Origin of the sequence: uncultured Metabacillus sp. (genome assembly GCF_947503125.1) — a bacterium.
Classification (GTDB): Bacteria; Bacillota; Bacilli; order Bacillales; family Bacillaceae; genus Metabacillus.
Map to the genome: position 1 here is coordinate 85,786 of NZ_CANNCR010000001.1, position 23,683 is coordinate 109,468.

23 protein-coding genes are annotated in these 23,683 nt (G+C 36.7%); 13 read left to right on the top strand and 10 right to left on the bottom strand.

Annotation, left to right across the window (positions count from 1 at the left end; translation table 11 throughout):
* The first annotated feature begins 20 nt into the window (after positions 1 to 20).
* The gene (locus Q1B07_RS00410; RefSeq protein WP_299086828.1) at positions 21 to 1,184 is read left to right on the top strand and encodes an acyl-CoA dehydrogenase family protein; all 1,164 of its coding nucleotides are present in this window, start codon (positions 21 to 23) and stop codon (positions 1,182 to 1,184) included.
* Positions 1,185 to 1,288: 104 nt separating this feature from the next.
* Here Q1B07_RS00410 and Q1B07_RS00415 read toward each other — a convergent pair whose 3' ends face one another.
* The 3 genes from Q1B07_RS00415 to mreBH all read right to left on the bottom strand — a co-directional run bounded on the left by Q1B07_RS00415 (position 1,289) and on the right by mreBH (position 3,005).
* A complete protein-coding gene (locus Q1B07_RS00415) occupies positions 1,289 to 1,429 on the bottom strand; it encodes a hypothetical protein (RefSeq protein WP_299086829.1) in 141 nt (46 codons plus the stop codon).
* Between the two features lie 121 nt (positions 1,430 to 1,550).
* Positions 1,551 to 1,688, bottom strand: a complete 138-nt coding sequence (locus Q1B07_RS00420; protein WP_299086830.1) for a protein YkpC — start codon at positions 1,686 to 1,688, stop codon at positions 1,551 to 1,553.
* A gap of 309 nt (positions 1,689 to 1,997) precedes the next feature.
* The gene (gene mreBH, locus Q1B07_RS00425) at positions 1,998 to 3,005 is read right to left on the bottom strand and encodes a rod-share determining protein MreBH (protein ID WP_299086831.1); all 1,008 of its coding nucleotides are present in this window, start codon (positions 3,003 to 3,005) and stop codon (positions 1,998 to 2,000) included.
* Between the two features lie 241 nt (positions 3,006 to 3,246).
* Here mreBH and recQ point away from each other — a divergent pair, with 241 nt between their 5' ends.
* On the top strand, positions 3,247 to 5,382 hold the full coding sequence (gene recQ / locus Q1B07_RS00430; RefSeq protein WP_299086833.1) for a DNA helicase RecQ: 2,136 nt from the start codon (positions 3,247 to 3,249) through the stop codon (positions 5,380 to 5,382).
* A gap of 53 nt (positions 5,383 to 5,435) precedes the next feature.
* Here the strand turns inward: recQ and Q1B07_RS00435 are convergent, their stop codons facing one another.
* Positions 5,436 to 6,515, bottom strand: coding sequence for an AbrB family transcriptional regulator (locus tag Q1B07_RS00435; RefSeq protein WP_299086835.1), 1,080 nt, complete (start codon positions 6,513 to 6,515; stop codon positions 5,436 to 5,438).
* A gap of 216 nt (positions 6,516 to 6,731) precedes the next feature.
* Here Q1B07_RS00435 and Q1B07_RS00440 point away from each other — a divergent pair, with 216 nt between their 5' ends.
* Positions 6,732 to 7,394 (top strand): TrkA family potassium uptake protein, encoded by a 663-nt coding sequence (locus tag Q1B07_RS00440; protein WP_299086837.1) that lies wholly within the window; start codon positions 6,732 to 6,734, stop codon positions 7,392 to 7,394.
* An 87-nt stretch (positions 7,395 to 7,481) separates the two neighbouring features.
* Here Q1B07_RS00440 and rnjA read toward each other — a convergent pair whose 3' ends face one another.
* Together rnjA and Q1B07_RS00450 are read right to left on the bottom strand one after the other, a co-directional pair.
* On the bottom strand, positions 7,482 to 9,149 hold the full coding sequence (gene rnjA / locus Q1B07_RS00445) for a ribonuclease J1 (RefSeq protein WP_299086838.1): 1,668 nt from the start codon (positions 9,147 to 9,149) through the stop codon (positions 7,482 to 7,484).
* 5 nt (positions 9,150 to 9,154) lie between these two features.
* Positions 9,155 to 9,364, bottom strand: coding sequence for a DNA-directed RNA polymerase subunit epsilon (locus tag Q1B07_RS00450; RefSeq protein ID WP_299086840.1), 210 nt, complete (start codon positions 9,362 to 9,364; stop codon positions 9,155 to 9,157).
* A gap of 494 nt (positions 9,365 to 9,858) precedes the next feature.
* Between Q1B07_RS00450 and Q1B07_RS00455 the strand changes: the two genes are divergently transcribed.
* Complete coding sequence (locus Q1B07_RS00455) at positions 9,859 to 10,635, top strand: Cof-type HAD-IIB family hydrolase (RefSeq protein WP_299086842.1); 777 nt, start codon at positions 9,859 to 9,861, stop codon at positions 10,633 to 10,635.
* A gap of 247 nt (positions 10,636 to 10,882) precedes the next feature.
* On the opposite strand, the gene def is transcribed toward Q1B07_RS00455, so the two are convergent.
* Positions 10,883 to 11,437, bottom strand: coding sequence for a peptide deformylase (gene def / locus Q1B07_RS00460; RefSeq protein ID WP_299086844.1), 555 nt, complete (start codon positions 11,435 to 11,437; stop codon positions 10,883 to 10,885).
* A 371-nt stretch (positions 11,438 to 11,808) separates the two neighbouring features.
* On the opposite strand from def, the gene Q1B07_RS00465 reads away from it, so the two are divergent.
* From Q1B07_RS00465 to lpdA, 5 genes are all read left to right on the top strand, one after another.
* Entirely contained in the window at positions 11,809 to 12,486 is a 678-nt protein-coding gene (locus Q1B07_RS00465; protein ID WP_299086846.1) for a YkyA family protein, read from the top strand.
* A gap of 628 nt (positions 12,487 to 13,114) precedes the next feature.
* Entirely contained in the window at positions 13,115 to 14,230 is a 1,116-nt protein-coding gene (gene pdhA / locus Q1B07_RS00470) for a pyruvate dehydrogenase (acetyl-transferring) E1 component subunit alpha (RefSeq protein WP_299086848.1), read from the top strand.
* A gap of 3 nt (positions 14,231 to 14,233) precedes the next feature.
* Positions 14,234 to 15,211: an alpha-ketoacid dehydrogenase subunit beta gene (locus tag Q1B07_RS00475; protein WP_299086850.1), complete on the top strand. Its 978-nt coding sequence runs from the start codon at positions 14,234 to 14,236 to the stop codon at positions 15,209 to 15,211.
* A gap of 107 nt (positions 15,212 to 15,318) precedes the next feature.
* Positions 15,319 to 16,638 carry a dihydrolipoamide acetyltransferase family protein gene (locus Q1B07_RS00480; RefSeq protein WP_299086852.1) on the top strand — a complete coding sequence of 440 codons (1,320 nt, stop codon included), beginning with the start codon at positions 15,319 to 15,321 and terminating at the stop codon, positions 16,636 to 16,638.
* A gap of 3 nt (positions 16,639 to 16,641) precedes the next feature.
* Complete coding sequence (lpdA, locus tag Q1B07_RS00485) at positions 16,642 to 18,051, top strand: dihydrolipoyl dehydrogenase (protein WP_299086854.1); 1,410 nt, start codon at positions 16,642 to 16,644, stop codon at positions 18,049 to 18,051.
* Between the two features lie 176 nt (positions 18,052 to 18,227).
* Here the strand turns inward: lpdA and Q1B07_RS00490 are convergent, their stop codons facing one another.
* On the bottom strand, positions 18,228 to 18,608 hold the full coding sequence (locus Q1B07_RS00490; RefSeq protein ID WP_299086856.1) for a hypothetical protein: 381 nt from the start codon (positions 18,606 to 18,608) through the stop codon (positions 18,228 to 18,230).
* 298 nt (positions 18,609 to 18,906) lie between these two features.
* Here Q1B07_RS00490 and Q1B07_RS00495 point away from each other — a divergent pair, with 298 nt between their 5' ends.
* Both Q1B07_RS00495 and Q1B07_RS00500 read left to right on the top strand, forming a co-directional pair.
* Positions 18,907 to 19,155, top strand: a complete 249-nt coding sequence (locus tag Q1B07_RS00495) for a hypothetical protein (RefSeq protein WP_299086858.1) — start codon at positions 18,907 to 18,909, stop codon at positions 19,153 to 19,155.
* A gap of 298 nt (positions 19,156 to 19,453) precedes the next feature.
* A complete protein-coding gene (locus Q1B07_RS00500; RefSeq protein WP_299086860.1) occupies positions 19,454 to 19,585 on the top strand; it encodes a GapA-binding peptide SR1P in 132 nt (43 codons plus the stop codon).
* 131 nt (positions 19,586 to 19,716) lie between these two features.
* Here Q1B07_RS00500 and Q1B07_RS00505 read toward each other — a convergent pair whose 3' ends face one another.
* Positions 19,717 to 21,192, bottom strand: coding sequence for an aminotransferase class I/II-fold pyridoxal phosphate-dependent enzyme (locus Q1B07_RS00505; RefSeq protein WP_299086862.1), 1,476 nt, complete (start codon positions 21,190 to 21,192; stop codon positions 19,717 to 19,719).
* Positions 21,193 to 21,601: 409 nt separating this feature from the next.
* Here Q1B07_RS00505 and Q1B07_RS00510 point away from each other — a divergent pair, with 409 nt between their 5' ends.
* Positions 21,602 to 22,558 (top strand): nitronate monooxygenase family protein, encoded by a 957-nt coding sequence (locus Q1B07_RS00510; RefSeq protein WP_299086864.1) that lies wholly within the window; start codon positions 21,602 to 21,604, stop codon positions 22,556 to 22,558.
* A gap of 44 nt (positions 22,559 to 22,602) precedes the next feature.
* The gene (locus Q1B07_RS00515) at positions 22,603 to 22,872 is read left to right on the top strand and encodes a UPF0223 family protein (protein WP_299086866.1); all 270 of its coding nucleotides are present in this window, start codon (positions 22,603 to 22,605) and stop codon (positions 22,870 to 22,872) included.
* A gap of 18 nt (positions 22,873 to 22,890) precedes the next feature.
* Here the strand turns inward: Q1B07_RS00515 and Q1B07_RS00520 are convergent, their stop codons facing one another.
* Entirely contained in the window at positions 22,891 to 23,523 is a 633-nt protein-coding gene (locus Q1B07_RS00520; protein WP_299086868.1) for a YktB family protein, read from the bottom strand.
* Positions 23,524 to 23,683 lie beyond the last annotated feature (160 nt).

Genomic DNA, 23,683 nt, shown 5'->3' on the forward strand with positions numbered 1-23,683 from the left:
GAAACTATTGAGGTGATGATGTGTACTTTCTAGATGAACAATTTATTAAAACATCTGCGCAAAAGGAATTACTTGAGAAAACAGATAAGCTAGCAAAAGAATTTGCTTTAACTGCTGACAAATATGATCGGGAGGGTGCTTTTCCTTTTCGGCATTTTAGACGCTTAAAAGAAGAAGGCTATTTAAAGCTAACAATCCCAAAACAGTATGGCGGAGATGGTGCATCTTTATATGAATTCTTAATGGTACAGGAAAAAATTGCTCAAGGTGATGCAGCAACTGCTTTATCCCTAGGGTGGCATTTAAGTTTATTGATGGATGTGCATATAACGAAAAAATGGGAAAAAACAACTTATGAAAGAATTTGTAAAGAAATTATTTCAGATCATAAGCTCATAAACAGTGCGGCAACAGAACCAAATTCCGGCAGCCCTGCAAGAGGTGGGAAGCCGGAGACAACCGCTTTGAAAAAAGGCAATAAATGGGTGATTAATGGGAAAAAGATATTTACATCTTTGGCACCTGCACTAGACTATTTTATTGTTCCTGCAACAATAGAAGAAACTGGAGAAATTGGCGATTTCCTCATTCCAAGAACAGAATGTGGAGTATCAATTGAGGATACGTGGGACACAGTAGGTATGCGTGGAACAAGAAGTGATGATTTGATTTTAAATACTGTTGAAGTTCCATTTGAAGCATTAGTTGAGCGAAAGCGGAAAAAGGTTAGACCTTCTGCTCAGGGCTGGCTGCTTCATATTCCTGCATGCTATATCGGGATCGCGATTGCTGCTAGAAATGAAGCTGTAGAGTTCGCAAAAACATATCAGCCGACAAGCCTCACACACCCTATTAAAGAGGTTCCCGAGGTTAGAAGGAAGGTTGCGGAAATTGATTTAAAACTGACAACTGCTAGAACTTTTATGTATGCTGTTGCAGATAAGTGGGATACTGACCCAACAAATCGTGCAAATTTAGCTTATGACTTAGCAGCAGTAAAAACAGTTGTAACAAATACTGCTGTTGAGGTTGTTGATTTGGCAATGAGAGTTGTTGGCGGGCAAAGCTTATTTATGTCAAATTCGTTACAAAGACATTATCGTGATGTACGTGCCGGGTTACATAACCCGCCTTCAGATGATATAACATCAAAAATATTTGCTGATCGAGCGTTTCGAAGCTAAGGTGTTGGTGGGTTAACTAAAAATAATTAAAGAGGCTGTCTCTAAAAAAGTAGGAAGACCTGAGACAGCCTTATTATGTATTTATGTCGTGAGTCCTGATATGCTTATACACCTGTTGCGATCGTAAGTAAATACATTACACCGCTCCCAAACATTAAGGTGCCAATTTCATAGATATTGATAATTGCACCAATTATTCCTTTTTTTGTAAGTGTGACGATCAGTGAGTAGATAAACCCAATCAAAAGAATTCCAATAAAGATTTGAAAAGCAATAAGATTGCCGCAAGCAGGAAACTAAACGGAATTAAATTCAATAAAGTGATTGTTTACTATAATGTTCCATGATAAAGACACGCCTTTCAAATTAATCTCCTTGGACTTGGACCATTTCATTATTATCTGTGGGCCTTGATGGCATATTCGCAAGTGAAACACTCATCCCTCCCATGATAATGCCTGCTAATGTTAAGCTAATGATAATTCTTCTGCTTAAATCTTTCACAAATTTACCTCCCTAAGTTTTCAAATATAAGACGAAATCGAAAATGGAAAAGTTTCATTACTTATAGAATCTCTTAAAAAAAGAAAAAGAGATCTAGAAAGTGAAATTTCGTTTAACAAGTAAGCCACACATAATGTATTCAATAATTATAGAAATGATGCAAATAAATTTTGTAAAATTTTTGTAAAAAATATAATGTTTTATTTAAGAGGGTGTACTAGATTAAGACAGAAAACCAACGAAAAAAGCTCATGAGAGAATGTATCGAATTCTCTCATGAGCTTTATTAATAGTAGGTTTGTTGTTATACTATTTAGCAGTTTTCAATAATTTGCTAATGACTGTTAACGATCTGCCTGTACCAATTGCAACACATTCCAAAGGATTTGGAGCTATATGAACAGGAACAACGATTTCTTGACTTAACCATTCCTGAATCCCTTTCATTAAAGCTCCGCCACCTGATAAGATGACACCGCGATCAACGATGTCACCACTGAGTTCAGGAGGGCAGTCCTCAAGAGTAGCTCGGATCGCTTCTAAAATATGCAGTAAGGATTCCTTCATTGCTTCTTGCATTTCATAAGAAGAAACTGAAATGGTCTTTGGCAATCCCGTAACTAAATCTCGGCCGCGAATGTCCATTGTTTCCTTTTCGTGCTCAACTAATGCGTAGCCAATTTCCATCTTCATTTGTTCAGCCGTACGTTCACCTATTAATAGATTATAATTTTTACGAATGTATTGAATAATATCTTCGTCTAATTGGTCACCGGCAATACGAATGGAATGAACTGATACAACCCCGCCAAAGGAGATAATCGCAACTTCAGTTGTCCCGCCGCCAATATCGACAACAACATTTGCGATCGGTTCATCTACAGGCAGGTCGGCCCCAATCGCTGCTGCTACAGGCTCTTCAATTAAATGAACTTGCTTTGCGCCAGAGCTTTTGATCGCATCTTGAATCGCTCTTCTTTCAACAGATGTTGCTCCAGAAGGTGTACAAACAACTACAGTAGGTTTTCTCATAGAAATTCCCAGTTTACGTGAGGCAATTTTCATAATATGTCTCAACATATCTGTGGTAATATCATAATCAGCAATAACCCCATCTTTAAGAGGTCTTACTGCAACAATCTTACCAGGTGTTTTTCCGATCATACTTTTCGCCTCTGAACCAACGGCTAAAACCTTCTTTGTCGTTGTATCAATGGCAACAACAGATGGTTCATTAAGAACGATTCCTTTATTTTTGCTATAAACCAATATATTTGCGGTACCTAAATCTATCCCAATTTCAGTATTTGATAACATAATTTAAAAAAACCTCTTTCCTTCCATACTTTTATTATAATATTTGTAGAAGTTTGTTGTTTTTTGGGGGTTATCATCATTTTGAAAATATATCGTCATGAATTTGTTATATTACCGAAATAAAATTGATTTTGCAAAAGAGATAAAATTCGATTTTAACAGAATTCGAAATGGAACGATTTAAACATGATATACTTAAAATAGTAAAGGAAAGAGAATGTATTAGAGCTAGGGTGATTAAATGTTACAGCAAGCTGAAAAACGATTAAAGGAATACTTTGGATATACTTCTTTCCGAAAGGGACAAAAAGAGATAATAGAGAGTGTCTTAAAGGGAAAGGATACATTAGCGATCATGCCGACAGGTGGAGGAAAATCAATTTGTTATCAAGTGCCGGCATTACTTATGGATGGTATGACCATTGTGATATCGCCATTAATCTCGTTAATGAAGGATCAAGTTGATGCGTTAACAAGCATTGGTATTTCATCAACATTTATCAATAGCAGTTTAACAGCAAAAGAAGTAAAAGAAAGAATAGCGGAGATAGAAGAGGGAGCGTATAAAATCCTCTATATTGCCCCTGAGCGTCTTGAAGTAGAATCTTTTCGTACGTTTCTTTTAACGATGAATGTCTCAATGGTTGCAGTTGATGAGGCTCATTGTATTTCTCAATGGGGCCATGATTTTCGACCAAGCTATCGCAGCATAAAAAGGATGATTACTGCTTTTGTGAAAAAACCGCTTATATTGGCGCTGACAGCGACAGCAACAAAGGAAGTAACCGAAGATATATGTGAGCTTTTAAATATCCCCGCTTCATCTACGTATGTAACAGGTTTTGCACGGGATAATTTAACCTTTAATGTGATTAAGGGTGAAAATAAACGTGATTATATTATGCGATATGTGAAGGCAAATCGTGATCAGGCAGGTATTATTTATGCTGCTACAAGAAAAGAAGTAGACGATTTATCGCAATTCTTAAAAAAGAATGGTATAAAAGCGGGAAAATACCATGCCGGATTAGCAGAACATGAACGTGCAGAGCAGCAGGATCAATTTCTTTTTGATCAGCTTGATGTTATGGTGGCAACAAATGCATTTGGAATGGGAATCAATAAATCCAATGTCCGATTTGTCATTCATCACAATTTGCCAAAAAATATTGAAGCGTATTATCAGGAAGCGGGTCGTGCAGGACGGGATGGAGAAAAAAGTGAATGTGCGATTTTGTTTGCCGCTCAAGATATTCAATTGCAGAAATTTTTAATCGAGCAGTCAACATTAAGTCCTGATAAAAAAGTACATGAATATCAAAAGCTTCAACAGATGGTGGATCTTTGTCATACTGAAAAATGTCTGCAAACTTATATCATTGAATACTTCGGAGAAACGACTCCACATGCTCCTTGTGGGCGATGCATGAATTGTACAGATACCCGTTCTAAAATCGATGTGACGAGAGAAGCATTAATGATTTTTTCATGTGTCAAGCGAATGGGTGAGAGATTTGGGAAAACCCTTGTAGCACAAGTTTTAAAAGGGTCAAATAATAAGCGAATTAACCAGTTTGGTTTTCACAAACTATCAACCTACAGTTTGATGAAGGAAAAAACAGAAAAACAAATTGTCGATTTAATCGATTTTTTAATAGCAGAAGGATACCTATCACTCACAAATGATAAGTATCCAGTTTTAATGTTAAGCAACAAAGCAAGAGAAGTTATCGTCGATAAGCAGCAGATATTTAAGAAAGAACTAGTGAAAATCAAATCGATTGAGGTAAACGATGATTTATTTGAAAGACTTAAGCTGGTTAGACGTGAATTGTCTGTACAGCTGGGAGTACCCCCTTATATTATTTTCTCAGATAGTAGTTTACGAGATATGAGCTCTAAGTGCCCAACAACTGAGAATGAGTTTTTGCAAGTAAAAGGTGTAGCCAAAACAAAATTAGAGCATTATGGTGAAAAATTCATATCCGCTATATGTGAGTTCATGAACGTTGAGAGAACCAGTTCGGATCAGTTGCAAGGACGGGTAGCTGCTGACTACATTGTAAGTGATAAAACCGCTAGCCATCTCATTAGCTATCAATTATTTCAAGACGGTAAATCGATAAAGGAGATTAGTGAATCACGTGGTTTATCGGTCATTACTGTGCAAAACCATTTAATTCGGGCAGTTGAAGAAGGGAATCCGATAGAGTGGTCTGAAATAATGACAGAAGCACAAGAAGCATTAATCGCTGAAAAAATAATCGAGCTGGGCACAGATATGCTTAAACCATTAAAAGAGGCTCTTCCAGAAGATATTGATTATTTTCAAATAAAAGCTGCAGTTTGTAAATTGAAGCTAAAAAGCCTTAAATAATTTTATGAAAAAACCGTTCACTTTTCAAAAATTGAACGGTTTTTTCTGTCCTATTACGCAGAATGACTATTTTCACCTAATTGTTTATTGACTCTAACTCTCTTTAATCCATACTTTAATATGCTTGGGACAAAGCTAATAATAAAAAGCAAGCGAATAAATTGCAGGGAGCTGACAACAGCGGGATCTGCCCCAATTGTTGATGCCGTTAACACCATCTCGACAAGACCGCCTGGTGCCAGTGAGAGCATCGCTGTTGCTAGGTCCAAATCAGTTAACAAGGTGAACAAATAGCCTAAACAAAAACTTGTTCCAATTAACAAAATCGTACCCGCAAAATATAATCCGCAATACTTACCACCCTTTTTCAAATCGGTAAAGGTGATCATCAATCCAAACCCAATTCCAATCGTTAATTGTGCAAAGACTAAAAATAAATCATTGAAGTTAGGGAAAGAAATGCCGCTTATATTGAGTAATGCAGTCGTTAGCAGGGGACCAATAACAAAGGCAGCAGGTACTTTTGATCTTATTAACCAGCCGACAAAACCTGCCAATAAAAACCATCCATAAGATAAAAACCCGCCTTCATTGGTAATCGTTTGTATTGGCTGCATTCCTGACTGTGGCTCAAACATATGAAGTATGGCAAAAGGAACAAAAAAGACCACTGTTAAAAGCCTGACAGTTTGAAAAATTGTTACTAAAGATGAATTAGCTTGAAGTGATTCACTCGCTGCAACCATTTCTGATAACCCGCCAGGTATTGAAGCAAATATACTTGTATTTTTATCAATATTTACAATCTTGCTTATCAGCAGGGCATTTATGATACTAATGATGATCAATATGATTGTTGTAGCTAAGAATGGAAGCACATATGGTCCAACTGTGAGAAAGGTTTCCTTTGTGAAAGAAAGGCCAAATGAAATACCTAAAATGATAAAGGAACCATTTTTTAATACAATGGGTTGAATTAAATTTTTTTGATTAACGAAGATCGATCTCCAGATGATCAAAAAGGACATTGGTCCTAAAATCCATGCAAGAGGCACATGACATATATGGAAAAGAAAACCGCCGCATATACCTAACACGTATGGAAAGAGGATATTGTATATCTTGTTATGCATTTCACTCCCCCTTTTATTTGCTGTTGATTTTATTTTACCATTAATTCAAGAATATTTGGAAAAAGTATGGCTGACGTTTAGCGGTAGGCATTTACTCTTATGCTCTATAAAAAATAATGAAATTGTGGTACGATTTTCTCGTTAAGATCTTTTGAGTGAGTAAACGTTATCTAAATGTTTAACAACAGCACGTTTATAGTTTGCGGAGGTAGACGAATGAAAAAGGAATATGCAGTAATCGGACTTGGGCGATTCGGCGGTAGTATTTGTAGGGCTCTTAGTGAAGAGGGCTTAGAAGTAATGGCAATCGATATTGATGAGGATAAGGTTAATGAGTTTGCAAATGTTGCTTCACATGCAGTAGTTGGTGATACGACTGATGAAACGGTATTAAAAAGTTTAGGCATCCGCAATTTTGACCATGTAATAGTGGCGATTGGAGATAATATTCAAGCAAGTATTCTAACCACATTAATACTCAAGGAATTAGGTGTTCGGGATATTACGGTAAAAGCAACGAATGACTATCATGAAAAGGTTCTTTCTAAAATAGGGGCAGATCGCATTGTTCACCCTGAACGTGATATGGGGAGAAGAATTGCCCATAAAATTGTTTCCAACAATGTATTGGACTATTTGGAGCTTTCTGAAGAGCATAGTATCGTAGAGATCGTTGCAAATGAACGGATTCATGGTAATTCAATAATGGATTTGGATATACGTGCAAAATACGGGATCAATATTGTTGCGGTAAAACGGAATAAAGACATTATTGTATCACCCCAAGCTAATGAGGTCATTCGGAAAAATGATATTATGATTGTTATTGGCGCAGATACAGACATCAACCGTTTTGAGAAACGGTTAATGGGTGATTAACAGAAAGACCTTGTACTGACTGTTTATTGTTATAGAAAAGGGCTGTCTCAAACTGAGACAGCCCTTTTAAATATTACGAATAGTTAATTATACCTCCATGATGATCGGCAGGATCATTGGACGACGTTTCGTTTTTTCATAAAGAAACGGAGCAAGTGTATCGGTAATTTCGTTTTTAATTTCTGACCATTGACTCGTTCGACGTTCCATAATTTTTGATAAATGCTTCGTAATTAGTGATTGAGCATCATTAATTAAGTCACCGGATTCGCGCATATAAACAAATCCACGAGAAATGATATCTGGACCAGCTGCAATTTTGAAGTCTTTCATGTTAATGCTGACAACGACAATGACAAGTCCTTCTTCAGAAAGAATTCTTCGATCACGAAGAACAATATTTCCAATATCACCAATACCGCTGCCATCAATATAAACGGAGCCTGATGGAATTTTACCTGCAATCCCTACTTCATTGTCGCCAATTGCCAATACCTCACCATTATCCATAATAAAACAGTTTTCTGGTTCGACTCCACAGTCTACAGCATGCTTTGCGTGCATTTTTTGCATGCGATATTCCCCATGGATTGGCATAAAGTATTTTGGTTTCATTAAGCGAAGCATAAGTTTTTGCTCTTCTTGACCGCCATGTCCTGATGTATGAATATCATTAAATGGACCATGGATGACTTCTGCACCAGCACGGAAGAGCTGATTAATTGTTTTACTAACACTTAATGTGTTCCCTGGGATCGGTGAAGACGAGAAGACTACATTATCACCAGGGATAATTTGTATTTGACGGTGTGTACCGTTAGCAATCCGTGAAAGTGCTGCCATTGGTTCTCCTTGACTTCCGGTACATAGAATTGTGACTCGGTGTGCTGGCATGCGATTGATTTCATGTGCATCAACAAATGTATCTTTAGGACAGCTAATGTATCCTAAATCTTGTCCAATTTGAATGGCCGCTTCCATACTTCTACCAAACACCGCAATTTTGCGATTATTTGTAACTGCCGCCTCAACAACTTGCTGCAGGCGGTGAATATTTGATGCAAATGTTGCAAAAATAATTCGGCCATCCACCTTGCGGAAAATTTCATGAATGCTCTCGCCGACACGTCTTTCTGACATAGTAAAATTAGGAATCTCACTATTCGTACTATCGGAAAGTAAACAAAGGACGCCATCACGTCCAATCTCAGCCATTTTCGTTAAGTTTGCTGGCTCTCCGACTGGTGTGAAGTCAAATTTAAAGTCACCGGTATGTACAATATTCCCTGGAGGTGTTTTGACGACAATTCCATATGAATCAGGGATGCTATGTGTTGTTCTAAAGAACGTAACTGATGTCTTTCTAAATTTAATAATGTCATCTTCTTTAATCTCAATTAATTTTGTTTGACGTAATAAACCGTGCTCTTCTAGTTTGTTTCTCAATAACCCTAATGCAAGTTTCCCGCCATAAATCGGAATATTTACTTGGCGAAGTAAATAAGGAATGCCTCCAATATGGTCTTCGTGTCCGTGCGTAATAAATAGTCCTTTAATTTTTTCTTCGTTTTTTTGTAAATATGTGTAATCGGGAATGACGTAATCAATTCCAAGCAGCTCGTCCTCCGGGAACTTTATTCCTGCGTCAATTAGGACGATTTCATCCTGGAATTGAACACCGTACGTGTTTTTGCCAATTTCACCGAGTCCGCCTAAGGCAAACACGGCAACTTGGTCATTTTTTACAAATTTCATAACGATCAAATCTCCAATACTTTGTAATTTTCACTTTGTTTTTCATATTCTAAATATGCTCCATCTATAGGCGTAATATATTCTATATTATAAGAACGGTCTTTTAGCTTAGAGCGTACTTCCCCTTCAGATGTTGCTTCAATATAAAGAGTGTTTGTTCTTTCTCGAACAGGAACCTCTGAAATTTCATCTTGATAGTACACTTTGAAAATCATTTACCAAATCTCTCCTTAACTTCCGTATGTTAGACTAACTTTTTCTATTATATGCGATATTTACTTACAAGCCAAGCCTAGAGGGGAATGTGTCGAATCTTCTTTTCATTTGCGACACAATTCTTCCAATATACCCTTTTATTTTTAATATTTGTACTCAGATACATGGAAAAATGATAAGACTAGGCAATCATTTTGCGTTTTAAGAGATGTTTCCATTGTCTTTTTAATGATCGTTTAATTCTTTTTAACATGTAAGCTTTCCTCCTTCTTTTTTGAATAACTGGCAAATAACGCCCTTTATACTTGAAATAATTCGATGAGATCCGACCAATATATACTTTTTCAAAGGTAGTATATGTAGAATGAATAAATCACTTACATGGGTATTCGTGGAAATTAATAAATCTTGCTAGGTGTCCTTAACTCGGCTAATATGGTAAAGTTTAAGTTGTTAGTTAATTTTTATAGTTATTAGAGTAAGGAGCTTGATGATGAGCGAAAAAGTTATTTTTTTTGATATTGATGGGACGATTCTAGATCATAATAAGGAAATTCCCAAAACGACTAGAGAAACAATACAAAAACTTAAAAGTGAGGGCCATCATGTTGCGATTGCTACAGGACGTGCGCCTTTTATGTTTGAAGATTTGCGCAAAGAATTAAATATTCATTCATTTGTTAGTTTTAATGGACAATATGTTGTGTTTGAAGGTGAAGTCATATACGAAAACCCAATAAAAAAGGAAACGTTAGAAAATCTTTTACAATTTGCTGACAAAGAAAATCATCCGCTTGTATTTATGAGTGCTGAAAATATGATGTCCACAACAGGCGAACATCCTCTAATAGAAGAAAGTATGGGTAGTTTGAAATTTACACAGCCTGAAAAAAATCGTAATTATTATCTTGAACGAAATATTTATCAAACGCTATTGTTTTGTGAAATCGGAGAAGAGGAACGCTACACGAAACAATATTCAGAGCTAAAGCTTATTCGCTGGCATGACGTTTCAACAGATATTTTGCCTGCAAATGGTTCAAAAGCTGAGGGGATTAAACAATTAGCGAAAAGATTGAATATCCCGAGAGAAAATATTTATGCTTTTGGCGATGGGTTAAATGATCTGGAAATGATCGAATTTGTAGGGACAGGAGTAGCAATGGGGAATGCGGTGCCATCCTTAAAGGAAATTGCTGATTTTATCACGAAGCCGGTTGATGAAGACGGCATTCAATTTGGCTGTGAACAACTGGGATTATTAAAATAAAAGAGGATAGCCCTTCTTATTTTTTATTAATAATAAAAAGCGCCTAGGCTCAACTTAGTTGGGTTTAGGCGCTTGTGCTTTTGTTCCACTTTAAGAAAGTATAAAACTTTGTACTTGGTTTTAGTGTCTAGCTCCAGCGCCTAGCCCCTCTAGGGTCTAGCCACTCATGAATTGAAGGCAAAGAACGCCTTCTATTCATGAGTGGCTTATTTGCCCTAGGCTGATCAAGGCGCTTGCACTTTTCTTATTAACGATCAATTGCAATTGCATTTTCTGGTTCTTGGAAAGGATTTGCTTTGTTGATGTGATCGTAGAACATAATACCATTTAAATGATCTATTTCGTGCTGAAAGACAATGGCTAATAGTCCTTTTAAACGAATATCAACTTGTTCACCTTCCAGGTTAGTTGCTTTAACCCGGATTCGAGCATAGCGGGGAACTATTCCAGGGACAGCACGATCAACCGATAGACAACCTTCACCACTTGTTAAATAACTTTTTTCTAAAGAGTGGCTTACAATTTTCGGATTGAACAGCGCATAGCTGTGCTGTTCTCCTTTTTCATCAACGACATGGATTGCGATCATCCGTTTCGAAATATTTATTTGTGGTGCAGCAAGGCCAATTCCAGGTCGCAGCCCATATTTTTCGGATTTTTCCGGATCTTGACTGTTTTTTACATAATCAAGCATCTTTACTAATGTTTCTTTATCTTTTTCTGAGGCAGGGATAGGTACTTCCTCTGCAACTTTTCTTAGTGTTGGATGACCTTCTCTAATTATATCTTCCATTGTAATCATGTTGTACACTCCTTTTAACAAACCAACTAATATTTTATTTTAACAAAACCAGTACATTAAAATCTTAAAATGGCCGTACTAGTGGATGTAACCTATATGTACTAAATTATTTCGGATATATAAGATTATATAAAAAGATCTGAAAAACGAAAAGAACATTAGCTTTATTAAATTGTATTATAAAATCAGTGATTAACAAAAAATATATGTCGACTCTCAAAAAATCATTCTTACCTAGAAGTAGTCCAATTTGATACTGGTATAAATGCTAGATACATTCATAAGATATAGTATTGCTCATATGAATAAGATTGTAAAAATTTGCAATTCGCATTATAGTAGAAATTGGTTGAACGTTAGGGGGAATATCATTGTTTTACTTTATTAAAAATACTTTTATACGTTTAGGTTTAGTAACATCGATTCTATTAATCTTACTTTCAGGTTGTTTTGGTCCTACACCTGAAAAAAATATTTACACAACATTAGAAAAGGTGGTCGAATTAGAAGAGCCGTTTCAAAAGCAGCAGCAACCGCTTCTAGAGCTTGAGAAGAAAGAATCCGATTTATATAATCAAATCATGAACCTCGGAATGAAAGAGTTTGAAAAAATTGTAGCTTTATCCAAAGAAGCTTACACTCTTGTAGAACAACGAGAAACGAAAATAGAGGCTGAACAAAAGAGTATAACATCCTCCAAAAAAGAATTTCAGGCTATAGCCAAGGAAATTGAAAAAATAGATGATGAAAATTTGCAAGAACAGGCAAATGAATTAAAAGCAATAATGGAAGAACGCTACAGCACATACGAAAGCTTATATGAAACGTATAAGGCCTCAATTTCTCTTGATAAAGAGCTTTATACGATGCTTCAACAAGAGAACTTAACACTAGAAGAGCTGGAAGCGCATGTAAAAAAAATTAATGATTCCTATAAAAAAGTTATGGAGCAAAATGAAAAATTTAATCAATTAACTGAGCAATATAATAAAATAAAACTTGAATTTTATAAAAATGCTGAGTTAAATGTTGAAGAAAACAAAGAATAATTTTCCTAAAGAGTCTGTCTCATGTCCATATGGTTTGAGTCAGGCTTATTTTAATTTGGAACAATCATACAACGAATAGAAAAATAAAATTAAACATAAAATTAAATCTTAATTGTTTTGTTTTTACTTAAAGAAAAACTGTATCAATAATTATTGGTACAGTTTTTTCTTTTGTAATAATACAGTTGAGGTGAAGGAGGGGAATTCAAACGGAAGTTTTTTAATATTCTTTTTAAAAACCTTATACAAACTGATTGACGGACCTAAATCCATTGGTGTAAACTTGTTATGAATTAAAAGGGTTGTATTAGTTGACTATTAATAAAAACTGATACAGAATAAACCAAAGAAGCTTTTTAAACCACATGATAATAGAGAAAGTTATAGGCGATCTCTAGTGGTAAATAGTTAAGTAGGTTTGAATTCAAAAAAATGTGTCATCTCTCTCGATTTAGGGTAACCTAATGCTGTGCATTATGGAATTCTCTTACTAAATACTAATTTAGTTGAGGTTTGACAAGCATGCAGACTGAAAGCATTAGGACAGACAGTCAATGAATGTCCAATGAAGCTGCAAGCTTATATTACCTGAACAATCACTCTTAAAAAGGAAAGGAAGAGGTTATAAATGGCTGCAAAAACAAAAAGCGCTGTTGTAGACAGTAAAAAACAGTTTGAAGCGATTGCTAAGCAGTTTGAAACACTCCAAATTTTAAATGAAGAGGGTAAAGTCGTAAATGAAGCGGCTATGCCTGATCTTTCTGATGAGCAGTTAAAAGAACTTATGCGCCGTATGGTTTATACACGTATTTTAGACCAACGTTCAATTTCATTGAATCGCCAAGGACGCTTAGGCTTTTATGCTCCAACAGCAGGTCAAGAAGCTTCTCAACTAGCATCTCAATTTGCATTAGAAAAAGAAGACTGGATTCTTCCTGGATATCGCGATGTTCCTCAAATTATATGGCACGGACTGCCATTATATCAAGCATTCTTATTCTCCCGCGGACATTTCCATGGCAACCAAATGCCTGAAGATGTTAATGCTCTTTCACCGCAGATTATTATTGGTGCGCAATACATTCAAACAGCAGGTGTTGCTCTAGGATTGAAAAAGAAAGGGAAACAAGCTGTTGCGATTACATACACAGGTGATGGCGGAGCATCTCAAGGTGATTTCTATGAAGGAATTAACTTTGCTGGTGCATACAAGGCTCCTGCAATTTTCGTTGTTCAAAATAACCGTTATGCAATCTCAACACCTGTTGAAAAACAATCTGCTGCACAAACAATTGCACAAAAAGCAGTTGCTGCAGGTATCGTAGGTGTTCAAGTAGACGGTATGGATCCATTAGCGGTTTATGCAGCTGTTCGTGATGCTCGTGAGCGTGCCCTAAATGGTGAGGGTCCTACATTAATTGAAACATTAACATTCCGTTATGGTCCACACACTATGGCAGGGGATGACCCAACTCGTTATCGTACAAAAGAAACTGAAAACGAGTGGGAAGCGAAGGATCCATTAGTACGTTTCCGTAAATTCCTAGAAGATAAAGGCATCTGGAATGAAGAGGAAGAAAATAATACAATTGAACAAGCAAAAGAAGATATTAAAGAAGCGATTCAAAAAGCTGATAAATATCCAAAACAAAAGGTAACGGACTTGATGGAAATCATGTACGAAGAAATGCCTTATAACTTAAAAGAGCAATATGAAATTTACAAAGCAAAGGAGTCGAAATAAGCCATGGCACAAATGACAATGATTCAAGCCATCACTGATGCGATGCGCACAGAGCTAAAAAATGACGAAAACGTCCTTGTATTCGGAGAAGACGTTGGCGTAAACGGTGGCGTATTCCGTGCTACAGAAGGACTTCAAAAAGAATTCGGTGAAGATCGTGTTTTTGACACTCCGCTTGCGGAATCAGGAATCGGTGGTCTTGCAGTTGGTTTTGGTTTAACTGGTTTCCGTCCTGTTATGGAAATTCAATTCTTTGGTTTCGTTTATGAGGTAATGGATTCTTTAAATGGTCAATTAGCTCGTATGCGCTATCGTTCTGGCGGACGTTGGACAGCTCCTGTTACAATTCGTTCTCCATTTGGCGGATTCGTACATACTCCTGAGCTTCATGCTGATAGCTTGGAAGGTTTAGTAGCTCAACAACCAGGACTAAAAGTTGTAATTCCATCAACACCTTATGATGCAAAAGGACTGTTAATTTCAGCTATTCGTGATAACGATCCTGTTGTATTTTTAGAGCATATGAAATTATACCGTTCATTCCGTCAGGAAGTTCCTGAAGAAGAATATACGATTGAAATTGGTAAGGCTGACGTGAAGCGCGAAGGTACTGACCTTTCTATTATCACTTACGGTGCAATGGTTCATGAGTCATTAAAAGCTGCTGAAGAACTAGAGAAAGACGGCGTATCTGTTGAGGTTGTTGACCTGCGTACAATCAGCCCGCTAGATATCGAGACGATCATTGCTTCTGTTGAAAAAACAGGCCGTGCAATTGTAGTCCAAGAAGCACAAAAACAAGCGGGTATAGCTGCAAATGTTGTTGCTGAAATTACTGAGCGCGCAATCCTTAGCCTAGAAGCTCCAGTTCTTCGTGTTACTGCACCAGATACAGTATATGCATTTACTGAAGCTGAAAATGTATGGCTGCCTATTTATAAAGATATTATTGAAACTGCTAAAAAAGCAGTGAATTTCTAATACTAAACTGTACGTTTTTAATTTATATCATTGGCTTACGTTATAGACATTGACGTTAAGCCCGATTTTTCTTGCATATTTTTAAAATCATAAGGAGGTAGAATGATTTGGCATTCGAATTTAAACTGCCTGATATTGGTGAAGGTATCCATGAAGGTGAAATTGTTAAATGGTTCGTTAAACCAGGTGACAAGGTTGAAGAAGATGATGTCTTAGCAGAAGTACAAAATGATAAAGCAGTTGTTGAAATCCCATCACCTGTTAAGGGTACTGTTACAGAGGTGAACGTTGAGGAAGGAACGGTAGCAACTGTTGGACAAACTATCATAACATTTGATGCTCCTGGATATGAAAACTTGAAGTTTAAAGGCGACCATGGTGATGATGCACCTAAAGCAGAAGAAAAAACAGAAGCACAGGTTCAGGCAACAGCTGAAGCTGGACAAGAAGTAAAGAAAGAAGAAGCACCAGTACAGCAAGAAGTTGACGTTGATCCAAATAAACGAGTTATTGCTATGCCTTCTGTACGCAAATATGCTCGTGAAAAAGATGTGGATATTCGTCAAGTTTCTGGCAGCGGCAAAAACGGCCGGGTTTTAAAAGAAGATGTAGACTCATTCCTTCAAGGCGGCGGTGTGTCTGAGGCAGCACCAGCAAAAGCAGAAGAGGCTCCAGCTGTTAAAGAAGAAAAACAAGCGAAGCCAGTTGCAGTTCCTGAAGGTGATTTCCCAGAAACTCGTGAAAAAATGAGCCCAATCCGTAAAGCAATCGCAAAAGCGATGGTTAACTCTAAACATACAGCTCCACACGTAACATTAATGGATGAAGTAGATGTAACAAACTTAGTTGCTCATAGAAAACAATTCAAAAATGTTGCAGCCGAGCAGGGTATTAAGTTAACATATTTACCGTACGTAGTGAAAGCTCTTACCTCTGCGTTGAAAAAGTATCCAGTGCTTAATACTTCACTTGATGATAAAACAGAAGAAGTTGTTCAAAAGCATTATTACAATATTGGTATTGCTGCTGATACTGAAAAAGGTCTGCTTGTACCGGTAGTAAAACATGCTGAACGCAAATCTGTATTTGAAATCTCAGATGAAATTAATGGACTTGCTACAAAAGCGCGTGAAGGTAAATTAGCTCCTAATGAAATGAAAGGTGCTTCTTGCACAATCACAAACATTGGATCTGCAGGTGGACAATGGTTTACACCAGTTATTAACCACCCAGAGGTTGCTATTTTAGGTATTGGACGTATTGCAGAAAAACCTGTAGTGCGTGATGGAGAGATTGTAGTAGCTCCGGTACTTGCTTTATCATTAAGCTTCGACCACAGAATGATCGATGGTGCTACTGCACAAAATGCTCTTAACCACATCAAGCGTTTACTTAATGATCCACAATTAATTTTAATGGAGGCGTAATCGATGGTAGTTGGAGATTTCCCAATTGAAACAGATACTCTTGTCATCGGAGCAGGCCCAGGCGGATACGTTGCAGCGATCCGCGCTGCTCAATTAGGACAAAAGGTAACAGTTGTTGAAAAAGCGACATTAGGAGGAGTTTGCTTAAACGTTGGTTGTATTCCTTCTAAAGCATTAATTGCTGCTGGTCATCGTTATGAAACTGCTAAACATTCCGAGGATATGGGAATCAAAGCTGATAACGTAACAGTAGATTTTTCTAAGGTTCAAGAATTTAAGCAAGGTGTTGTGAAAAAGCTGACAGGCGGTGTTGCTGGTTTACTTAAAGGTAATAAAGTTGACGTCGTTTACGGTGAAGCTTACTTTGTTGATAATGAAACAGTTAAAGTAATGGATGAAACATCTTCGCAAACTTACAAATTTAAAAATGTTATTATCGCAACAGGTTCACGTCCAGTTGAAATCCCTGCGTTTAAATATTCAAAACGTGTTATTGACTCAACAGGGGCTTTAAACCTTCCTGAAATTCCTAAGAAACTTGCTGTAATCGGCGGCGGGGTTATCGGAATCGAGCTTGGAAGTGCCTATGCAAACTTTGGTACCGAAGTTACTTTCATTGAAGCAGCAGATGATATCTTAGTTGGTTTTGAAAAACAAATGAGCGCTCTTGTTAAACGCGGTCTTAAGAAAAAAGGGGCTGAAATTCACACTAATGCTTCAGCTAAAAGTGTTGAAGAAAGCGAAACTGGCGTAAAAGTAACATTTGAAGTAAAAGGTGAAGAAAAAACAATTGAAGCTGATTACCTACTAGTATCAGTTGGCCGCCGTCCAAATACTGATGAGCTTGGATTAGAGCAAGTTGGTGTAGAAATGACGGAAAGAGGCATTATCAAAATTGATAAGCAATGCCGCACAAATATTCCAAACATCTATGCGATTGGAGATATTGTTGAGGGTCCACAATTAGCACATAAAGCTTCTTACGAAGGGAAAATTGCTGCAGAAGCCATTGCTGGAGAAAAAGCTGAAATTGATTATTTAGGTATTCCAGCTGTTGTATTCTCTGAGCCAGAGCTTGCATCTGTTGGTTATACAGAAGCAGAAGCAAAAGAGGATGGAATCGAAGTGGTTGCTGCTAAATTCCCGTTTGCTGCAAATGGACGTGCATTATCATTAAATGACACGGACGGATTCCTAAAACTTATCACACGCAAAGAAGATGGATTAGTAATTGGCGGACAAATCGCTGGTCCAAGTGCTTCTGACATGATCTCTGAATTAAGCTTAGCAATCGAAGCTGGTATGACTGCTGAAGATATTGCGATGACAATTCATGCTCACCCTACATTAGGTGAAATCACAATGGAAGCTGCAGAAGTAGCGATTGGTTCTCCAATTCATATCGTAAAATAAATGAAAAAGAGGCGACTCAATTTTATGAGGACGCCTCTTTTTGGATTTTTCTTTCATATGTTCGTTTTTAAGCAGTTGTCTCCAATTAAAGCGCAACTTTTCTTACCTTTTTAAAAAAAGCTGTCTTAAAAGGACAGGGTTATTTGTGACAGCTTCTTAGAGTAGAATAAGTGTGATTACTTGTTTGTTGATAGTGCCTTGGAAATAGGCTTCATTATTTCTTCCTTTGTTAGAAGGGCTCCTTCTATATGAACGATCACTTTATCCTCTTCAATGACAAGGAGAGAAGGATAGATGTCTACCTCAAAGTCATCATAATTACTATTTTCTGAGATGACCTTCATATTTTTAAAATCCTCAGGAAACTCTTTCTTAATATCTAATAATGCATCATAGTAGACTGCTTCACGATCAATATTTTCGTCATCCGAGAAAAATAATAGCTGCTTTTCTCTAGTCATTTCTTCATCGGGTTTAGTTTGTGAATATAAGACACCTTCACATGAAGAAAGGATAAAAACTGGAATGATGAAGGCAATGAGTATTGATCTTGTCATCCCTGCCCACCTCTTTATTATGGATAAAATAGGTCTAATTTAGTATGTACTCACAGAAACTTTAAGACTATTCCTCTTTCAATTCTGTTAAATTAAACCTATTTTATCATAAATATTGAAGTTTCTTCCTCTTGTCATCTATTTGTTACATAATTGAAAAATAAACCGTTTATCCTAGTTTTACATGTAATATACCCACTTTTTCTTTAGGTCAAATCGCTCTTTCTTTTGTGAAAGATGTAAGTTTCATTTTTGTTTGCATAAACTTTTTATAGGTTTAGGTAAGGGGAGAAGGGGTATGAAGTTAACATTTGGGATGGTTTATTGTTGCCAGCTTCTTTTATGGAGTGGTTATAGTTTAGTAGGCTGGCTATCTAAGAAGGATAGTGTGATAGCAAAGGCCTTTTTGCTCCTTGTATTTTTCTACTTAGCATATTTGATTGCCTATACATGTTTGAAAACTAAGAAAGCAGCATTCCTCATCTCTTTAGCCAGCCTCATCATTTTTATGCTGGGAAAGCAAGTATATTTATTATTATTTGTTTAATCGAATGTTCTCAACAATTTCAAAGTAGCAAGTTAACAAGCAAAATATATGGATTGTTATATGAAAAAATTCTTCTACAGATTGAACTGAAGAGCAGTCTGTTGAAGAATTTTTTCAATTACTTGATTATCAATTAAATGATGAATATTATTAACGAAAAAAATAAATGTGTTATACAATTTAGCACTTGACGAATCAATTGTGACATATTATTATATAAATAACAAATCGTTAACCGCTTTCAAAGAATAAGAGACTTTGAGAGTAATAAATTTCATGATTGAAAAGGGGTATGGAGATGGGAACAATCGTTTGTCAACACTGCAACTCTACAATCGGTCATATTGAAGTAGAAAAAGTGACAACATTGTATGGAAAATGCAGTCATCATGATTGCAAAAAAGAAGAGAGTAAATTAAAAGTCAAATAAAGGGGTTTATTATATAGGATAAAATAAGGGGGTAAAAAGCATGCGATTTTCAAGTTGCATGCTTTATTTTTTGTGTGTGAATGAATGCCATATGAAAGTAAGAAAAGCGCAAGGCGATTGCGCTTTTCTGTTTATCGTATTGCCCTATGTTCTTTTATGACTCTGACCGTTTGTAAAGAAGGATCTTCAGGTCCTTGTACAGGTAATCCAACTTCAAGGTTTTTCGTAATATAAGTTAAATTATCTTCTGTGATGATTTCGCCTGGAATAAAAATCGGGATTCCTGGAGGATACACCATAATAAATTCAGCTATTATTCTTCCTGCCGATTCTTGTAATGGAACAACTTCAGTTTCCGCATAGAATGCATCGCGCGGTGTTAATGCCAATACGGGGATATCAGGTAATAAAATACGGGCTTTTGCTCCTTGCTCTTTATGTTGTAATTTAAATTGAGCTGAAAGATCCTCAAGGGCAGTGATGAGTGTATCAACATCTTCCTTTGTATCTCCTGGAGTTATGATGCACAAAATATTATATAAATCAGATAATTCGACTTCAATATTGTATTTTTCACGAAGCCATTTTTCTACATCATATCCTGTTAAGCCTAATTCATAAACAGGGATAATTAATTTTGTCGGATCATAATCAAAAGTTGCTTTTGTTCCAAGAATTTCTTTCCCAATACAAGAAATATGATCGATTGCATTAATTTTTTTTCTTGTATAATTAGCTAATTCGATCGTTTTTTCAATTAACTCACGTCCTCTTGTAGCAAGCTGCTTTCGGGCTACATCTAAGGATGCTAACAACAAATAAGATGTTGATGTAGTTGTCATCATGCTTAAAATAGATTGGACGCGCTGGGGCGAAACTAATCCCTCTCTTACGTTCAGTACAGAGCTTTGCGTCATGGAACCGCCCAGTTTATGAACACTTGTTGCAGCCATATCAGCTCCAGCCTGCATGGCACTTAAAGGTAAATCCTCATGAAAATGAATATGAACACCATGTGCCTCATCAACTAATACAGGAACATGGTAGGAATGAGCAATTTCTACGATTCGTTTTAGATCAGCTGAAATACCGAAGTAAGTAGGGTTTATAACAAGTACCCCTTTTGCATCAGGGTGTTGTTCAAGCGCTTTTTCTACTGCATCTGTAGTGATTCCATGGGAGATTCCGAGATTCTTGTCAATTTCAGGATGGATAAAAATGGGTGTGGCACCTGAAAATACAATAGCAGACATAACAGATTTATGAACATTACGCGGGACAATTATTTTATCTCCAGGTCCACAAACAGCCATCACCATCGTCATGATGGCACCGCTTGTACCTTGAACAGAAAAGAATGTATAATCTGCCCCAAACGCTTCTGCTGCCAATTCTTGAGCTCTTTTAATCATTCCTTTTGGTGCATGAAGGTCATCAAGTGGACCAATATTAATTAAGTCTATTGAAAGGGCATTTTCACCGATGAAATTTCGAAATTCAGGAGCAATTCCCATCCCTTTTTTATGACCAGGAATATGGAATTGAATCGGATTTTTTTTAGCATGTTCGATTAAACCTGTAAACAATGGAGTTTCATTTTGCAACAAAGTTATTCCCACCTTCTTTATTTATCAATCGTTTCATGTTTGTCTAAATACCGTCTTTATAGATAAAGGTCACAGTTAACTTTCTACATATAGAAAGCTAGCTGCTGACCTTTTACTGTATATATATTGGTTAAAAGACTCAGATAGATTATGTCGAAAATTGTATCTTTATAAAAACAAATGAATTATACCTTTATCAATAGTGACAGTCAATAAAAATAACATGTTATTTTTTCAACAATTTAAACCGTCCCATATACAATCTCTATATCATTCAGAAGAATGGCGGAAAAGTGTTTTCCCTTCGTTAAATGGCCATTACTTTTTAATGTTCTCATGAACAATCCCATTCATTCGTGAAGGATTTACTTAGATTATCTAGAATAAAACCTAAGTAGGAGGTATAAAGATGAACTGGAATACAAGGATAACAAAGCTTTTAGGAATACAATATCCCATCATACAAGGAGGACTGGCTTATTTGGCCTATTCTGATCTGGCTGCTGCTGTATCCAATGCTGGTGGATTAGGACAAATTACAGCTATGTCCTTAGGAACAGCAGATGCTTTAAGAAATGAAATTAGAAAACTTAAAGATAAAACGTCAAAGCCATTTGGTGTGAATTTTGCAATAGGACAGCATGGACACGGATATGAGGAATTAGTAGAGGTTGCGATTGATGAAAGTGTCCCTGTCATCTCAATGACAGGGGGAAACCCGGCGCCCATATTTCATATGCTAAAAGATGTTGATGTTAAAAAGCTCGTATTGGTAGCGGCGAAACGTCAAGCATTGAAAGCGGAAGAACTTGGTGCTGATGCCGTAATGGTTGTGGGACAGGAAGGAGGCGGCCACTTAGGAAGAAGTGACGTGGGGACAATGGTTTTAATTCCCCAGGTGGTAGATGTAGTCTCTATCCCTGTTATTGCTTCGGGAGGCATTGGTGATGGCAGAGGGTTAATGGCAGCGTTAAGCCTTGGTGCTGAAGGGATAGAGATGGGGACACGGTTTATTGCAACAAAAGAATGTGTTCATGCCCATCAAGTATATAAACAAGCACTGCTAGAAAGTGATGAGAATGACACCGTCGTGATTAAGAGATCACTTGGAGCACCTGCAAGAGCGATTGCGAATAAGTGGACAGAACAAATACTTGAAATCGAAAAAAATTCAGGGGGTTATGAAGAATTAAAGGATTATATTAGCGGTGTTGCTAACAAAAGATATATATATGATGGTAAGATAGATGAAGGCTTTGCATGGGCTGGACAAGTTATGGGGCTGATCTCGGACATACCATCTGCATATGACCTAATCGCAAGAATGATTTCAGAAGCGGAAGCTATTAGGAAAGAATGGGCATAGGGCTATTATTTCGCTTCTTTAAAGAGAGTGAGGAAAAATACATCATGGATTATCAATATCCGATCTCCTTGGACTGGAGTACACAAGAAATAGTTGATGTAATTAAATTTTTTGAATGCATTGAACATGCTTATGAAAAAGGAATTGAACGCGAACAATTAATGGCAGCATACCGTAGGTTCAAGGAAATTGTCCCAAGTAAAGCGGAGGAAAAGACGCTATGTAATGAGTTTGAAGAGGTTAGCAGGTATTCCTCATATCGAGTCATGAAAAAAGCAATGGCTTCGGATGATGTTACGATTGTAAAAATGTAATACGAAAAATGTCCATGTTTAGATATGGACATTTTTATGTTCAAAAGAAAGCTTATATAAAGGAATAAGTGTTTGAAACGTTTCTCTTATCACTTTTACTAATTGATCTCCATCTTGTAAAATAGGCCGATCTGCATTGATATGACGTCCGATAAGGAATTCGGCTTTTTTTACATCCCTAAAGCGTTCGAGGGAGCTTTTTAAGTCAATTTCTCCTAGTGGTTTCGCATCTTTCTTTGTATGGTCTAAAGATACATAGAAATCATTACGAATGGAAGAAATGGTGTTGATATTATTTAAGAAAACTTCCGCGATGTTCTCTTTATTCGGTAATTCATAAATGAATGCGAGCCAGATAAAGAGGTGGTCGTCAAATAAACCGACTTGAAAATGCGGATGCTGCTTATATCCGCGTTTATTTGCTGCGATTGCTAACCATGTATCCTTAGGCGGATTTTTTGTTCTTCTTGCATGTTTCGCAATATGAAGATACATTTCAGTTTGTAATGATACCGATAATTCTTCGGTTAATACTTGTCCAATCTCAAGGAATTTAGGTTGAATCCTGGTGCGTATTGCTTCCATTCTCTCCTCAAGACCATCTATTGTAAACGTTTGGAAGTCCTCGGCAGTAAAACCATTAAAATTCATTGAAATAATTCCTCCTTAGCTGTCTTAAATGGATATGCATATCGTATCACAATGGAGTGCTTTCTATAAACTAAGATGTTTTATTTTAAACATTTAGTGGTAAGAAATAGGTAAATACACAATTTTCTTCTGGCAGTTCCAACTTTTTTTGGCTTCACAT